At 65.7% G+C, this 15,597-nt stretch carries 10 protein-coding genes; 3 read left to right on the top strand and 7 right to left on the bottom strand.

Translation table 11 applies throughout. The features are described from left to right. Positions 1–140 precede the first annotated feature (140 nt). From ABZW16_RS28720 to ABZW16_RS28710, 3 genes are all read right to left on the bottom strand, one after another. A complete protein-coding gene (locus ABZW16_RS28720; RefSeq protein ID WP_354959191.1) occupies positions 141–1,979 on the bottom strand; it encodes an ATP-binding cassette domain-containing protein in 1,839 nt (612 codons plus the stop codon). Positions 1,980–2,006: 27 nt separating this feature from the next. Further along, positions 2,007–3,188, bottom strand: coding sequence for a 3-oxoacyl-[acyl-carrier-protein] synthase III C-terminal domain-containing protein (locus ABZW16_RS28715; RefSeq protein WP_354959192.1), 1,182 nt, complete (start codon positions 3,186–3,188; stop codon positions 2,007–2,009). Positions 3,189–3,279: 91 nt separating this feature from the next. Further along, positions 3,280–4,749, bottom strand: coding sequence for a cytochrome b5 domain-containing protein (locus ABZW16_RS28710; protein ID WP_354959190.1), 1,470 nt, complete (start codon positions 4,747–4,749; stop codon positions 3,280–3,282). 429 nt (positions 4,750–5,178) lie between these two features. On the opposite strand from ABZW16_RS28710, the gene ABZW16_RS28705 reads away from it, so the two are divergent. Further along, a complete protein-coding gene (locus ABZW16_RS28705) occupies positions 5,179–6,012 on the top strand; it encodes an LppX_LprAFG lipoprotein (RefSeq protein WP_354959189.1) in 834 nt (277 codons plus the stop codon). An 89-nt stretch (positions 6,013–6,101) separates the two neighbouring features. On the opposite strand, the gene ABZW16_RS28700 is transcribed toward ABZW16_RS28705, so the two are convergent. The 4 genes from ABZW16_RS28700 to ABZW16_RS28685 all read right to left on the bottom strand — a co-directional run bounded on the left by ABZW16_RS28700 (position 6,102) and on the right by ABZW16_RS28685 (position 10,941). Then, positions 6,102–7,496 (bottom strand): HAMP domain-containing sensor histidine kinase, encoded by a 1,395-nt coding sequence (locus tag ABZW16_RS28700; RefSeq protein WP_354959188.1) that lies wholly within the window; start codon positions 7,494–7,496, stop codon positions 6,102–6,104. Positions 7,497–7,503: 7 nt separating this feature from the next. Beyond that, complete coding sequence (locus ABZW16_RS28695) at positions 7,504–8,223, bottom strand: response regulator transcription factor (RefSeq protein WP_354959187.1); 720 nt, start codon at positions 8,221–8,223, stop codon at positions 7,504–7,506. 179 nt (positions 8,224–8,402) lie between these two features. Next, a complete protein-coding gene (locus tag ABZW16_RS28690) occupies positions 8,403–8,789 on the bottom strand; it encodes a hemophore-related protein (protein WP_354959186.1) in 387 nt (128 codons plus the stop codon). A 139-nt stretch (positions 8,790–8,928) separates the two neighbouring features. Continuing rightward, on the bottom strand, positions 8,929–10,941 hold the full coding sequence (locus ABZW16_RS28685; protein ID WP_354959185.1) for an AMP-binding protein: 2,013 nt from the start codon (positions 10,939–10,941) through the stop codon (positions 8,929–8,931). Between the two features lie 443 nt (positions 10,942–11,384). Here ABZW16_RS28685 and ABZW16_RS28680 point away from each other — a divergent pair, with 443 nt between their 5' ends. Both ABZW16_RS28680 and ABZW16_RS28675 read left to right on the top strand, forming a co-directional pair. Then, positions 11,385–15,185 (top strand): ATP-binding protein, encoded by a 3,801-nt coding sequence (locus ABZW16_RS28680; RefSeq protein WP_354959184.1) that lies wholly within the window; start codon positions 11,385–11,387, stop codon positions 15,183–15,185. Continuing rightward, positions 15,182–15,595, top strand: coding sequence for a roadblock/LC7 domain-containing protein (locus tag ABZW16_RS28675; RefSeq protein ID WP_011207200.1), 414 nt, complete (start codon positions 15,182–15,184; stop codon positions 15,593–15,595). Before ABZW16_RS28680 ends, ABZW16_RS28675 begins: the two co-directional genes overlap by 4 nt. The last annotated feature ends 2 nt before the right edge of the window (positions 15,596–15,597 follow it).

Genomic DNA, 15,597 nt, shown 5'->3' with positions numbered 1-15,597 from the left:
CCCGGGCCCACAGTGATCCGTACCCGCGCTGATCGACGACTTCGCTACGCTCAGTCACAACTGCAGACCCTAGAGGTCTGCAATGGCCTCAACGTTGGCCGAACTCTGAGAGTTCGGTAAGGGCAGCAGGAGAATTCGGGTCACGAAAGCTCGAGGCCGGTGTGCTCCTCGACCGGTTTCGCATCGACCATTCGGCCGAAATCGAGCTTGACCAACTGGTCGGCGCAATCGAAGTACCGGTCGTCGTGGGTGATCACGATGACGGTCTTCCCGCGTTTTTTGAGGTCGACGAGGATCTCCCGATAGAAGACGTCGCGGAACTTGGGCTCCTGATCGGCGGCCCATTCGTCGAAGACATAAAGCTGCCGGTCCTCGAGCAGGGCGGTCAACAGCGCGAGCCGTTTGCGTTGGCCTTGGGACAGATCGATGGTGGACAACCGCCCGTCCTGCACGGTCACCTTGTGCGCGATCTGCAATTCCTCGAGATAGCGGCGCACTTCACTGTCGAGTCCCGGCCGATCGAAGCCGAGGTACTCCTCGAACAGGTGGAAGTCGGTGAAGATCGCCGAGGAGTTCTGCCGGAACCACTCGATGTTCTCGTGGTCGATCGGCTCGCCATTGAGCGACAGCGTCCCCGACTGCGGCACGTAGAGGCCCGTGATCAGCTTGGCCAGCGTGGATTTGCCGCTGCCGTTACCACCGACGATGAAGGTGATCTGCCCGGGTTCGAAGACCAGGTCGAGCGGGCCGAGCCGGAATCCGGACTCGCCGTTGCCCGTTTCCGGCGGCGGCCCGAGTGGTGCCGGCCGATTGTCGTGCCCGCTGTGGTCGACGAACCGGTGGCCGTTGACGTCCGGTCGCGGCCCGCCGGGGCGTGGACCACGGCCGGGCGGATGCGCGCCACGGCCGGGTGCGCCGGGACCAGGCGGCGGCGCACCCGGACCGGGCGGAAACGGCGGCGGCTCCATCCGATAGCTGTAGCTCACATTCGTCAGCACCAGCCGTGCCTCATCGACGACGGAACGTTCCGTGAACGGCAGCTGTTCCTCGTTGTGCATGGTCCGCATGGACAGGTTCATGGCCCGGATCTTCGCCAGCGCCACATCACCGCGCAGCAGGTCCGGGATGCGGTGCATGAAGTTCTGCATCGGCATCGCCAGGAAGGTCGTCACCAGGACGTAGCCGACCATGACATCGCGTGACAGATCCAGCGGCGCCACCAGCACGAACAGAATCAGCGCCATGGTGCCCAGTTGCAGCGCCTGCCCGAATCCCTGTGCCACTGAGAATTTGGATCCGGCAGCCACGTTCTGCGCGCGCAGTGTCGCGGCCGAACCGAGCAGATGCCGATCCATGAAGTCCCGGCGCCGCCCTCGATGCAGCTTCAACTCTTTGATGCCGAGCGTCACGGCCTGGTACGACCGCAGCAGCGCGTCTTCGTTCTCGCGCGCCTCGCGGTAGATCTTGCGCACCCGCCCGAGAATCAGCTCTACACAGGCGATCCCGAGCAGCGTGCCCGCCACCGTGACCGCGAAGAGCGGACCCGAGACCACCAGGAGGAAGACGAAGCAGCCGATGATGGTGGCCACATCGATGCAGATGCTCGGGATGGCGGTCACCGCCTGCGACAGCGAGCGCACATCCTCGGTGAGCGTCGCCATCAAGCGATGCATGCCGAGGCGTTCCAAATGCTCGAGCGGAGCCGCGACGATCCCCGAACTCAGATCCGCGCGCAGCCGGTAGATCGCATCCTGGGCCAGGCGGATCAGCAGCACCTGCGATGCGACGCCACTGACCAGAATGACCAGGCCGGTCAGGGCGAAGTTCTGCAGGTTGACATTCGGATGCGGTTCCGGTGACACGACACCCCGGATAAGTGTCACCAGATAGGTATTGGCCGCACCGCAGATGAGGCCGGCGGCAATGACGGATGCGATCCGCATCCAGGAGATCGAGATGAGGAATCGGATGAGTTGCATGGTTGCTGCGCTCCTGATGCCGGTGCGCTACCGGCGAATGATGTCGAAGATCATGCCTTCGAGGGTGACCCCCGGGGCGAAGGAGAACGCCACACCGGTCGAGATCGGCTTCGCCGCCTCCTGCTGAATCATTTGTTCCAGCACGAAGATCAGCGACACGCTCAGCATATTGCCGAACTTCGCCAGCACATCCCAGCTCAGCGCCGCCCGCTCCGGTGCGATTCCCAGCGAATGCACGGACTCCTCGATGATCTTGGGTCCACCCGGATGGATCGCCCACAGATCGATATCGGACTTCTGCAGACCATTGCGGCGCAGGACATCGGTGACCACGGGATCGACCCCGGAATAGATGTACCGGGGCAGATTCTCCGACAACTCGCAGGTGATGCCATTGTGATTGACGCCGAGCACGATGCCGTCCTCTGCGCCGTCGAACAGTTGGCTGAAGCTGTCCCGGATCACCACCTTGCCGGGGGCCAGCGGCTGCTGGACCCGACCCGCGCCGATGACGACCGCCCCGCACCCGTCCCCGAACAGGCTGTGGATGATCACATCGTTGACATTGTCGTCGAAGACCGCATTCACCGAGCTGAGCTCGAGGCACACCACCATGGCCTTCTTATCCGGATGCGCCCGAACATAATCCACGGCAGTGCGAATGCCGTTCATCGCGGCGGCGCACCCCATGAAGCTCACCACGACCCGACCCACCGACGGCGATAGCCCGAGCTGCTTCACCACGGCCACGTCGACGCCGGGGGCGATGAAACCGGTGCTGGTCACGAAGACGAGCAATCCGATTTCCGCCGCCGCGTCCTCGATTCCGGCGAGTGCGCGCCCGGCGACATCGACGGCCAGCGGCACCGCGTGCCGGTAGTACAGGTTCATCCGGTCACGGATCGTGCCAGGATCCCTACTGAACGGCAGGAATTCGGGATCGAGCGGATCGACGACCATGCGCCGGGTGTCGATCTTGGTCTTCTGGTAGATCCGCGAGATCCGCGCCCGCTGCTGCGGATCGGTGAACAGCTCGGCGACCCGGTCGGCGGCATCGTCCTGAGCGACATGCCGACTCGGCGCTCCGGTCGCAATGCTCTCGATCACGCCGACCGTGGTCGGCGGCGCCGGTGGCAGCCCGTATTCGGCGAGGTTGTGGCCGTGCTCGTTCCCCTGGCGAGCCGCCGAAGTTCCCTCATCGATGCTGATAGACACGAAATTCTCCCCGTTCTTGTGAAAATGGTGATCGGCGCCGCCGTCGGGGGGCGGCTCGATCGGTCGATCGGTCAGCGGAATCGGTTCAGACCGTGCCGATTCCGGTGAACCCCTGTGCTGTGTAGACCGCGCATGTCTTCAGTGCTCCCGGCGCGAAGTGCTCGCGGATGAAGCCCCAGTTCCGTTCCTCGGCCTCGCGTGAGGGCGACAGCAGGTAGGTGCGGCAGAGCTTCGGGAACCGATCGGTGAAGAAGTTCTTGGCAGGCAGCCATTCGACCCCGAATTTCGCCGCCTCCTCGCGCAATACGTCCTCGGTGGCGATATTGGCGAATCCGCTGCGCTGGAACGGCAGCACGTGATGTACGCGGTGTGAACTCAGACCCGCCGCGAGAAAACAGTCGATATAACGGTTTCCGATCACCTCGAGGTCGTAGGCCTGCTCCACTTGGTTGACGGCCCAGTCCTCGGTATCGGGTGCGGGGAGTTCCTCGGTCTCCACTTCGAAATCATGACTCGCGACAACCAGGAAGGTGCTGATCCACAGCGTCACCACGAATTGCAGTGCCCAGGCCCAGAAATCGCCCGCGAGGGTGAATACCACCAACTCGCCGAGCAGTAGCGCGCGCACCCCGAACGATCCGATGAAGTGTGGCAGTGCTCCGCCCCACGTTCCGTACATGTCCTTGATGCCGACTTTTCGGGTGAGTCGGCAGACATCGAGCAGTCGAATCGTCATGCCGGTCACTGTGTGACCGAATTTGTGCAGGGTGTGAATTGGCACACGGTATAGCCGCGGCACCCGCATCATCATGGTGAAGACGTTCTTCTTGATATCGACTTCACTCTGGGTGTGCGGGTGGTGCAGCAGTGCGTGGCCGTCCGCCGTGACGAAAGCCAGTGCCACGTAATTGAAATCGAAGGTGTTCGTGTAGATCTTGTTGAGGCCCTTTTGCGCCCGGTGGATCGCGTAGTGGCCGAATCCGGCCAGCGAACTGCGCAGCAGCACCATCGCGATCACGAAGACCGGCAACGGCATCCAACTGCGCTCGAACAGGCGCAACCCCTGGACCGCGAAGTACGCGACGGCCAGCACCGCGACCACGATGTTGAAGATCGTGTCCATGCGCCGCAGGCGCGCGGCCAGCTGCGGTTCTTTCAACCGCGCCTTCACCTGGTGGAGCAGATCATCCTTATTGTCGAATCGGTACTTCGGGGTGTCCTGCCAGCTGTCGAAGCCTTCTTTGAACAAGAAATCCGGTGCGTTGTTCTTCGGATGGATGTCCTCGGGCAATGCGTCGCGGCCGAGCGCATATCGCTCGAGCATTCGTCCGATGCGTTCCGGATCGCGATGGTAGGACCCGATGATCGAGGTGATGTCGCGATTTTTCGTTCGCCCGATGAAGAACTCGCCGCCGGGATGCTTGGAGATCCAGTCGCTCAGATCGTAGGCTTTTCCGTTGTATACCCACACATTTGAGATCTGCGGGCCACCAGGAGGCGGCCCGGGCGGTCTACGGAAGTCCCGCTCCTCCGCTTCTGGTCGGCTGTTCGTCATCGCATTCCTCCGTGTCTGATCCGCGGTTCGGTGGCCGTTGTCGGCCCCGGGGTTATGGCGTGTATCGCGGACAGGCGCGGGGTCGCGTCATCCGGTGAACCGGATGTCCCGCCAAAGTCGCACGCACTGCCTGAACGTTCATGACAGCATCGTGCTTCCAGTGCCTTACATCTCACCAAACAATCCCTTAACCCGGTTACTTTCGCGTCGGATTCCCCCCGATCTCTGCGAGAAGACCGCACCAAGGGTAACGTCGTCACCCGAAGTGTGTGCGGCTCGCCTCGACTTCGCCTGCGAACGGGGTCGAGTTGGCCTGCGGGACAGGCTAATCTGGCGGGCGAAATGCTGCACTACATCGGGCGGCAGCACCAGCTGTCTCCGTCATACCAACCGGTCGTATCGACCTCGCACTCTTCTGGGGGCAGAACATTGAGTGATCTGACAGCGCGAGCACGCACCTCGCACCGAATCCGGCTTCGCCGACCGGGACTCGTGCCCGCCGTGGTCGCGGCGTCGATGTTCGCGGCACTGGTGACGGGTTGCAGCTCCAGCTCCGACTCGAAGTCCACCACTTCGTCTGCACCGCCTTCGGGCCAACTGCCCGATGCGGCGCAGATCGTGCAGGAGTCCGCCAGAACCACCCAGACTCTGCAGGCCGTGCACCTGAATCTGAAGGTGGACAACCTCACCAACCTCCCGGTCGAGACCGTTTCGGCGGATGTGACCAACCAGCCGCAGGGCGCCGGTCAGGCGATCGGTGAGGCGAAGGTGCGGACCAAGCCCGAGGCCGACTTCATCCAGGCCAAGTTCCTGGTCGTTGACAAGGTGATGTACGCGCAGACCGGTGGTTCCTCCGCCTACGCCAAAGTGGGTTCGGCCGAACAGATCTACGACCCGGGCGTAATCCTGGACAGGGACAAGGGTCTGGCCAACCTCATCGCCCAGGTGAAGAACCCTAAGGTGGAGGGTCGCGAAAAGCTCGATGGCACCGACACCGTGAAGGTGTCCGGCACCATCGACTCCTCGGTGATCGATCCCATCGTGCCCAAGTCGGGTGACCCGGCCGGTACGTTCCCGATCACCCTGTGGATCGCGGATGTCGCGCCGCCGTCGGGTTCGTCATCGGCGCTGCCGTCGCAGGCCGCCTCGCCCGGCACCGGCCCGAATCTGGTTCAGGCAGTGGTCAAGCGGGATCCGGGCACCATCAAGGTGACGCTGTCGGCGTGGGGTAAGCCGGTCAAGGTCACCGCGCCGCCGAAGTAGGACTTCTTACTCGGCGAACCGGCCCGGGCAGCGCAACGGCGGCAATTGTCGTCGGCCGCATCCCGGGCCGGTTCGCGTTTTCGGCTCGGTCAGGCCTCGGTACTGCGTTCCGGCAGATCGAGCACCAAACGTGCGCCGCCGAGTGGGCTGTCGTCGAAATAGGAGCGGCCGCCGTGTAATTGGGCCTGCTGGGCGACGAGCGCGAGGCCGAGTCCGGATCCGCCCTTACTGGCCTGACTGCCGCGGAAGAATCGTTCGAAGACGGCGGTGCGCTCCTCGACGGGAATGCCGCGGCCATTGTCGTCGACGGTGATCAGTATGTGGCCATTGGGGATTCGGTGCGCGGAGACCACTGCCTCGGTGGCACTGCCGTGTTTGACCGAGTTGGCCAGGGCATTGTCCACCGCCAGCCGCAGTCCGGCGGGCAGGCCGCGGGTGATCAGTTCGGCATCGGTATCGATGCGTACGCTCAGTCCCGGGAAGTGTCGCATGGCATCGTGCGCGGCTTGATCGCACAGATCGCCGACGTCGGTTGCTACATGATCGCGCTCATGCGTCAGATCGCCGGACGCCAGACGTTCCAGTGCGGCCAAGGTGGTTTCGACGCGGCCCTGGCTGCGCTGCACGTCGGCGAGGATTTCGGCGCGCTGCGCCTCGTCCAGATCGAGGGTGCGCAGCACCTCGAGATCGGTGCGCATCGCGGTGAGGGGTGTGCGCAGTTCATGTGCGGATACGGCCGCGAAATCCCTTGCGGTTTCCAGTGCGGCGGCGGTTTCGCTCTGCGCCTGATCCACCCGCTGTAGTAGGGTGTTCACCGCCTCAGCGAGCTTCTCCGCCTCCTTGACTCCGGATCCGTCGACCGGTGCCTGTGGATTGTCCGGATCGCGATATCCGCTGCGCGCGCCGACCTGTCGGGTCAGATCGACGATCGGGCGCACCGCACGGCCCGCGAGCAGCCAGCCGAGTGCGGCCGCGGTGGCGATCGCCAATCCGGCTCCGGCCAGCACCCAGCGTTGTTGCTCGGCAGTTGCCCGTGCCGCGTCGGTGGCCGGAATGCCCAGCGAGACAACCCGTCCCGCTGGCTGGTTCTCGGTGGTGGTGAGCACGCGGAACGGTGTGCCGTTCACGGTGACCGAATGCGATCCGATCGGCTGTTCGGGCAGGCGAATTGGTGTGCTCGCCACGATCGTGTTGTTATCGCGGACCGTCACCGCCATGTCATAGGTCGGACCGACCAGACCGAGCACACCGACGGCAAGCACCGAATCGATCAGCACCAGCCGCGAAGCGATGGTCAGCTGCTGATCGGTCTGGGCCAGATTATTGCGCTCGATGGCCTGTGAGGAGAGCACACCGATGATCGTGACAATGATGATCGCCCCGACGGCGGCCGCTCCGGCCACCCGGGTACGCAGCGAGAATGTGCGCCGCCGCCGTTTTGCGGGAGTCGCTGGGCCGGAGGTCAGCTGGGGCGCCGGTGTCATGGCGCACTCACTTGGGCGCTCGCAGCACGAACCCGACGCCGCGGACGGTGTGCAGGAGCCGGGGCGTGCGCTCCACCTCCAGCTTGCGCCGCAGATATCCGACGAAGACATCGACGACGTTGGTATCGGCGGCGAAGTCGTAGCCCCACACCAATTCCAGCAGCCGCTCGCGGCTCAGCACCACGCCCGCATTGCGCGCCAGGGTGGACAGCAGTTCGAATTCGCGCTTGGTGAGCTCGATTTCGCGCCCGTTCAGCAGTGCGCGGTATCCGGCTACATCGACCTCGAGCGGTCCGACCGCGATCGCGCCGGGGGTGGCCGAGGCCGGGGCATCCGAGCGGCGGCGCAGCAAAGCCTTTATCCGCGCTACCAATTCGGCCAGAACGAACGGCTTGGTCAGATAGTCGTCGGCACCGGATTCCAGTCCGGAGATCCGGTCGTCGACGGAGGCGCGGGCGCTGAGCACGCAGATCGGGACGTCATTGCCGAGTGCGCGCAATGCCGTCACCACGCCCGCGCCGTCGAGCACCGGCATATTCATATCGAGCACGACCGCGTCCGGCGCCTGCTCGGTCACACTGCGCAGCGCCTCCGCGCCGTCCCTGGCGACCCGAACCTGGAAGCCGGACAGGCGCAGCCCGCGCTCGACCGATGCGAGTACGTCCTCGTCATCGTCGACGACAAGGACGGTCGGGTTTGCGCTGCGTTCGATGGTCACATCGTTCATTCTGCTCCCCCAGCTCCCCGGATATTCCGGCCATACCAGCAGGTGTTCCCATGTTTTGGGGCAGGTCCCGCAGCGGGTGCCTCGGCATTGTCGGGCGTACCCGGCGAGTTACCCATGTGCTTGCTGGACCGGTCGGCCGGTCGGTATCCGGGGAGTCAGCTCGGCGTGTCGGACGGCCGTCAGTAGTTGTGGCAGGTCTCGGCCACCGTGCGGATGGTTGTCGCCAGACTGTTGGCGCGCGGATCGTTCTCCGCATCCTTCGCGGCGTCCGGGTTCTCGTTGATCATTGCCTGGAGTTCAGCGCGGCGCTGCTCGACCGGTTGGTCGAACTTGCGCTGCAGTTCGGCCTTCTGGGTCGGATTGGCGTCGAGCATCGCCGCCAGTTGCGGTGCTTTGGCGTGCAGCGCCGCATCGACCTGCGCGAAGGTGCAGTCGGAACTCAGCAGCGGCCCGGCCAGTGTCATCGGATCCGCGGCTGCGATGGCCGGGGAGAGCAACACGGCCACACTGGCCGTTGCGCCTGCGGCGAGCGCGGCGACGGCCGGGCGACTGCGGAAGAGTTTCATCTGTGCCTCCAGATCTACGGGTCTACGTCTTCGATCAGTGCTGTGGTCCAGCGCCTCAGACGCTATTGCCCAGCGCTGGCACAGGTGTGAGCTATCCCTGAGGATTCCCTAAGGGGTGTAACGCCGCCTTGCCGCAAAGTTATGACGGCACAATGGGATCGCCGTTCGGGGCGACGGCTTCGGGTCCCGACTCCTGCAGACGGCTGGCCCGGATCTGCACTTCCAGTGCGGCCAGCACCGAGGGATCTTCGATGGTTGACGGCACCTCGTAGGTATCGCCCGCGGTGATCTGGCGGAGGGTCTTGCGCAGGATCTTGCCCGATCTGGTCTTGGGCAGTGCGGAGACGATGACGGCGTCGTGCAGGGTGGCGATCGCGCCGACCTGCTCGCGCACCCGGGCGACCAGTTCCTCGCGGAGGCGCTCCGGATCGATTTCGACGCCGGATTTGAGCACCACGTATGCGATCGGCCGCTGGCCCTTGAGTTCATCGGGCAGCCCGATCACCGCGCATTCGGCGACCGCGGCATGTCCGGCGATGGCGGCCTCGATGCTGCCAGCGGAGAGTCGGTGCCCGGCCATATTGATCACGTCGTCGCTGCGACCGAGTACGTAGAGGTAGCCGTCCTCATCGAAGTATCCGGAGTCGCCGGTGAGGTAGTGGCCGGGAAATGCCGACATATAGGAACGCTGGAAGCGCTCTTCGTCGCGCCATAGCCCGGTCAGCGTGCCGGGCGGTAGTGGTAGCCCGATGACGATATTGCCCTCGGTACCCGGCGCGACCGGATTGCCCTCGGCATCGAGCACCCGCAGCCGGTAGCCGGGGACCGGCACCGACGCCGAACCCGCCTTGATCGGAAGCTGCTGCAGGCCGAGCAGATTCGCGCAGATCGGCCAGCCGGTCTCGGTCTGCCACCAGTGGTCGACCACCGGGCAGTCCGTCCGGTCGGCGAGCAATACTTCGCTGGCCCACTCGTAGGTGGCCGGATCGAGGCGCTCCCCGGCGCAGAACAGCGCGCGCAGGCCGGACAGGTCGTAGCTGTGCGCCAGCTCGGCATCGGGATCGGTCTTGCGGATGGCGCGCAGCGCGGTCGGCGCGGTGAACAGCACCCGGACGTTGTGCTCTGCGACCACCCGCCAGTACGCACCCGCGTCCGGAGTGCCGACCGGCTTGCCTTCGTAGAGCAGCGTTGTCGCGCCGACCAGCAGCGGCGCATAGACGATGTAGGAGTGGCCGACCACCCAGCCCACATCGGAGGCCGCCCACATCACCTGGCCGGGACCGACGTCATAGATATTGCGCATGGACCAGGCCAGCGCGACCGCATGTCCGCCGTTGTCGCGGACCACGCCCTTCGGCTTCCCGGTGGTGCCCGAGGTGTAGAGGATGTAGAGCGGATCGGTCGCGGCGACCGGCACCGGATCGGCGGGTGGCGCATCTCGGACAGCGTCGTCCCAATCCAGCCATTGCGCCGCGACGGTCTGGGCAGAACTCGGCAGTGATTCGGTGGCCGGCTGTGGGGCGGGGAAGTGGATAGTCGGGAACTGCGGGCGCTGTTTCACGATCACGTGGCGCGGCGCGCTGGTCTCGGCGAGATCGAGCGCCTGCAGCACGATCGGCGGATAGTCGACCGCCCGGCCCGGCTCCAAGCCGCCCGAGGCAGTGACGATGAGCACAGGCTCGGCATCGTCGATGCGGGCGGCGAGTTCGGGTGCGGCGAAGCCGCCGAAGACCACCGAATGCACCGCGCCGATGCGGGCGCAGGCCAACATGGCGATCACGGCCTCGGGGATCATGGGCAGGTAGATGACGACGCGGTCACCCGCCGAGACGCCCAAACGGACCATCGCACCGGCGAATTCGGCAACCGCCGCGAGCAGTTCGGCGTAGGTGAAAACACCACTGGTGCCGGTCATAGCGGAGTCGTATATTAGTGCGGGCTGATCGGCCCGGCTCACTTCGTTCGGCGCGGCACCACCGTGCACATGCCGGTCGAGGGCGTTGAAGGAGGTATTCAGGCGAGCGTCCGGAAACCATCTGGCCATCGCGCGAGCCGTGGTGTCGACGATCTGGGTTGGCGGGACCTCCCAGTCGATCGCCTCCGCCGCCTCGGCCCAGAACTCGGCGGGATCGACCAGGGAGGTCTGATACATCGGCCGGTACTCATTCCGCCCTGTCTCCCGACCACCACCTCCCGTGGAATCGCTGCGCGATGCAGTGCGCCCACCCGTCTCCCGACCACCACCCCCCGTGGAATCGCTGCGCGATGCAGTGCTCAAAACCGTGCTCCCTAGCCTCGCTCGATGCCCGCCTCGATAGATCAGCACGATTGTGGCAGACTTCACGCGACGCCCGGGTGGGTGCCGCGACCTTTGGTTTTGCCAATTATCGGCAGGTCAAGGCCCGTAACCATACTCAACGTCACCCAAGCTGTTATTGATCCGTTAGAATCTGATGTCACTTATTTGGGCCGTCGTAGACGCAATTTCTCGGCCAGCCGCAGTTCCTCGGCCAGCTCTGCCTGTCGAGCCAGCATGCGATTGTCTAGGTTCGCTGATGGCACGTGGTTGGGGCCAGTTTGGAAAGTGAGTGGGAGATGCGTGACGCCGCAAGGTCCGGCAGCAAACGCTGGGCGCTCGGCAACTGGGACCTGCGCTGGAAGGTTACGGCGGTCTTGGCCGTTCCGCTGGCAGTCGCAGTTGGGCTCGGCGTGTCCAGGATTACCACCGAGTTCGCCGACGCGAACCGACTGGACGCCGCCGCTGGGAACATCGAGGCGATTCCGGCCGTCACCGCGCTGAGTGCGCAGACGGCGACGACGGCGGGTTCGCAGATGATTTCGATCATGCCGAACGTGTCGATCGTGTCCGATAAGAACCTCGCGGACCTCGACAAGGTCATCGCCGATGCCGAGCAGTCGGTCGGCAAAGTCGACGGTGTCGCGGGTGCTCGCGCATCGCTGGACAGCATGATCACCCAGGCCAAGGCCGTGCGCGCCCAGGGCAAGAACGTCACGACGCAGACACCGGCCGAAATCATCGGCATGATCGACAAGGTCCGCAACGACAGTGTGCGCATCGTCGAGTCGACGGTCGGCCAGGTCAGCGACCAAGCCATCGAACAGGCGAAGCTGCGGCTGGTCGACTCGCTGAACACCCGCGCCGCGCTGGTCGGTGAGGTCGCCGCATTCCCCGAGGTGCTGCGCGGTTCGGCGGCGGGCGTGCAGGGCGCGATCACCGCGGCCAATACCGAGCGGGCGATGCTCAACGTGCTCGCCCACCGCTTCCCGGACGCCGACTCCTCGATCGCCGACCTGCGCGCCGGTATCGATAACCGGATCTCGCTGCTGACCAGCCCGGAGGCACAGTCCGGCAAGATCCCGGTCGGTGATCTGAAGAACTCGCTGACCGGCAGCCTCGATGTCTACGAGCGCGTGGTCAACAAGTCGACCAAGGACATCGATACGGCGATGAGTGCGCTGGTGTCCACGGCCAATACCGATGCGTGGACCTACACCGCGGTCGTCATCGCGACCATTCTCGCCGCGCTGTTGCTCGCGGTCTTCGTCGCGCGCTCGATGATCGTGCCACTACACCGGCTGCGCCTCGCGGCGCTGCGCGTCGCCGAGAGCGATCTGCCGCACGAGGTCGCCCAGCTGCGCAACGGCGCGTCCCCGGAGGACGTGCCGCTGGAACCGATGCCGATCCGCAGCGCCGAGGAGATCGGTCAGCTGGCCAGGGCCGTCGACGACATCCACGGCCAGGCCCTGCGTTTGGCCAGTGACCAGGCCCAGATGCGTGCCCAGGTCAATGACATGTTCGAAACCCTGGCCCGGCGCTCCAAGTCGCTCGTCGACCACCAGCTCAGCTTGATCGAGGCGATGGAGTACGACGAGAAGGACCCCCGCCTGCTGGAAAACCTGTTCCGGCTGGACCATCTCGCGGCTCGTATGCGCCGGAACGGCGACAACCTGCTGATTCTCGCGGGCACCAGGCAGCGGCGCAGCAAGTCCGCGCCGGTCGAGATCGCGGACGTGCTGCGTGCGGCGATCTCCGAGGTCGAGGACTACGAACGGGTGAAGCTCGGTGCCACGCCGCGTGGTTCGCTGGTCGAGCCCGCCGCCTCGGATATGGCGCACCTGTTCGCCGAACTCCTGGACAACGCGCTGCGCGCCTCGCCGCCGGAGACCGACGTGAAGTTCACCTTCGCGCAGGGACACGACCAGGGCATGCTCATCGAGGTCGCGGACCGCGGCATCGGTATGCCGCCCGCCGAGATGGCCGATATCAACCGACGGCTCGAGCAGACCGCCGAACCCGGTCCGGATACCGCCCGGCACATGGGTCTTTTCGTGGTCGGCCGACTGGCCGAGCGGCACGGACTCACTGTGCGGCTGCGTCCGACCTTCGATACCGCGCGGGATCCCGGTGTCACGGTTACCGTGCATGTTCCGATGAAGCTCATTGTGCTCGGGCAGGGACAGACCACCGCGATGCCGCAGGCGGCGACGCCGCAGGTTGCCGCCGGTGGTCCGCAGCGGCCGTCGACTCCGGCGGCGATGCAGACGCGTGCGATCACCAGGACGCCGGGCGGCAATGTCATGGTTACCGTCGATCCCGGTGTGAGCGGCCCGATTCCGGTCAGCAGTCCGGCGCCATCCGCGACGAGTGGGCCGATTCCGGCCGCAGGTGGTCTGCCGCAGCGTTCGCCCGGCTCGACCATGGCCTCGGGATCTTCCGGACTGCGTCAGGATTCGGCGCAGTCGGGTGCGTCCCTGCGCCCCGCGTCGGGACAGGCGCCGAGCGGTCCGCAGCGCGGCAAGCTAGCCGCGGCCAGCCTGCCCAAGCGCAATGTCACTCCCGGCGGTCCGCCGCCGAACCGGCCCGGCGCCGAGCCGACCATCTCCGGTGGCGGCCTGCCGCCGCGGAATCTGGATACGGCATCGCGCAGCGATTCGTTGGGTGGTGGCGGTCGGGAGACGGGCGGGCGTAGTGGTGGTCTGCCACAGCGTCAGCCCGGCACGAGCGGGGTGCCGCAGCCCGAGGGTGGTCCGGTCGGTGGTGGTCTGCCGCAGCGTCAGCCGGGTACCAATGGTGTGCCGCCGCGCGAGGGTGCTGGCGGTCTGCCACAGCGTTCGTCGGGTTCGAACGGTCTGCCGCAGCGTGAGCCCGGTGCGACCGGTCTGCCGGCGCGCGACACGGGCTCGGGTTTGCCACAGCGGGATGCCGGTTCGGGTCTGCCGCAGCGCGAGTCGGCGTCGGGTGGTCTGCCCCAGCGTGAGCCGGGTGTGACCGGTCTGCCGCAGCGGCAGTCGCCCGCGGCGAATCTGCCGCAGCGCGAGACGCCGAACGGCTTGCCGCAGCGCGAAGCCGGGGCCAGAGGTCTGCCGCAGCGGGATGCCGGGGCGAATGGTCTGCCCCAGCGTGATTCGGGTCTGAGCGGTCTGCCGCAGCGGGATACCGGCTCGGGTCTGCCGCAGCGCGACCCCGCTTCCGGTGGTCTGCCGTTGCGTGAGTCGGCTTTGGGTGGTGGTCTGCCGCAGCGTGATGCGGGTTCGACCGGTCTGCCGCAGCGTGAGTCGGCGTTCGGTGGTCTGCCGCAGCGTGAGTCGGCGTCGGGCGGTCTGCCGCAGCGGCAGTCGCCCGCGGCGAATCTGCCGCAGCGCGAGACGCCGAACGGCTTGCCGCAACGGCCGTCGAACGGTCTGCACCAGCGTGATGGCCTGCCGTCGCGCGATAGCCTGCCGTCCCGCGATGGCTTGCCGTCTCGCGATGCTCTCCCGCAGCGGGAGCCGGGTATCCCCGGTCTGCCCCAGCGGGAGCCGGGTGCGACCGCACTGCCGCGTCAGGAAGTCCCGCCGGGTGTCGCATTGCCACGGCGCGATCGCGGTCTGACCCAGCCCGCGGCGAGCGGTGAGGTGCCCGCGGTCTCCGAGAGCGGAACCTCGACCGCACCGCGCGATCCAGGGCGGCACAGCTTCAAGCCTGATCCGGAGAAGGCGGCGTCTTTCTTCCAGACCAGGTTGCAGCCGGCGGTCGATTCTGATTCGGTAATGGGCGGCACCCCGATCTTCGCCGAGATGATGTCGGCGTGGCTCTCGGATCCGAATGCCGACCGGTCCCAGGTGGCGGCATCCTTCGAATCGCCGGGTGACGAAGGATGGCAGGCCGCTCGCCGCGCGAGTGAGGCCCAGACCGAAACAAAGACGGCTGCCGGGTTGCCGCAACGCAATCCGGGCGGGAGGCTGGTCCCCGGTGGTGTCAACGGCAACGCCGATCGCGCGCCGCGTCGCGATCCAGAAACGATCAGGTCCAGCTTGAGTCGTCACCAGCAGGGCGTCCGGGATGGCCGCGCAATGAAGGCAATGAACCTAACCGGAGATAAAGGAGACCGATGAACCCCGATCTAGGTGGTACGAATCGTCAGCTGGATTGGCTGGTTTCGAACTTCGCCAACGAGGTTCCTGGCGTAGCTCATGCCGTCCTGGTCTCGGCTGACGGCCTACTCATGGCGGCGAGCGCGCAGCTGCCGGTGGACCGCGCCGAACAGCTCTCGGCTGTCACCGCCGGACTTGCCAGCCTCTCGGTGGGCGTCTCGAACCTATTCGAAGGCGGCACCGTGCTGCAGTCGGTGGTCGAGATGGAGCACGGTTACCTGCTACTCATGGCAGTCGGCGACGGCTCCTATCTCGCGGTGCTGACGAATACGTCATGCGATATCGGCCAGGTCGGTTACGAAATGGCCCTGTTGGTCGAACGTGTGGGTCAGACGGTGCAGGCCACGCCACGCGTCACGATGGGTTCCTGATG

Source organism: Nocardia sp. NPDC004604 (assembly GCF_040609795.1).
GTDB lineage: Bacteria > Actinomycetota > Actinomycetes > Mycobacteriales > Mycobacteriaceae > Nocardia.
The sequence above is the reverse complement of the archived record's forward strand: the minus strand, read 5'-3'. Positions and strand labels throughout refer to the sequence as shown.

Coding starts and splice junctions, on each gene's coding strand:
- ABZW16_RS28690 (WP_354959186.1), bottom strand. CDS start 8,789: ATGAAACTCTTCCGCAGTCGCCCGGCCGTCGCCGCGCTCGCCGCAGGC.
- ABZW16_RS28710 (WP_354959190.1), bottom strand. CDS start 4,749: ATGACGAACAGCCGACCAGAAGCGGAGGAGCGGGACTTCCGTAGACCG.
- ABZW16_RS28685 (WP_354959185.1), bottom strand. CDS start 10,941: ATGTATCAGACCTCCCTGGTCGATCCCGCCGAGTTCTGGGCCGAGGCG.
- ABZW16_RS28680 (WP_354959184.1), top strand. CDS start 11,385: ATGCGTGACGCCGCAAGGTCCGGCAGCAAACGCTGGGCGCTCGGCAAC.
- ABZW16_RS28675 (WP_011207200.1), top strand. CDS start 15,182: ATGAACCCCGATCTAGGTGGTACGAATCGTCAGCTGGATTGGCTGGTT.
- ABZW16_RS28720 (WP_354959191.1), bottom strand. CDS start 1,979: ATGCAACTCATCCGATTCCTCATCTCGATCTCCTGGATGCGGATCGCA.
- ABZW16_RS28700 (WP_354959188.1), bottom strand. CDS start 7,496: ATGACACCGGCGCCCCAGCTGACCTCCGGCCCAGCGACTCCCGCAAAA.
- ABZW16_RS28695 (WP_354959187.1), bottom strand. CDS start 8,223: ATGAACGATGTGACCATCGAACGCAGCGCAAACCCGACCGTCCTTGTC.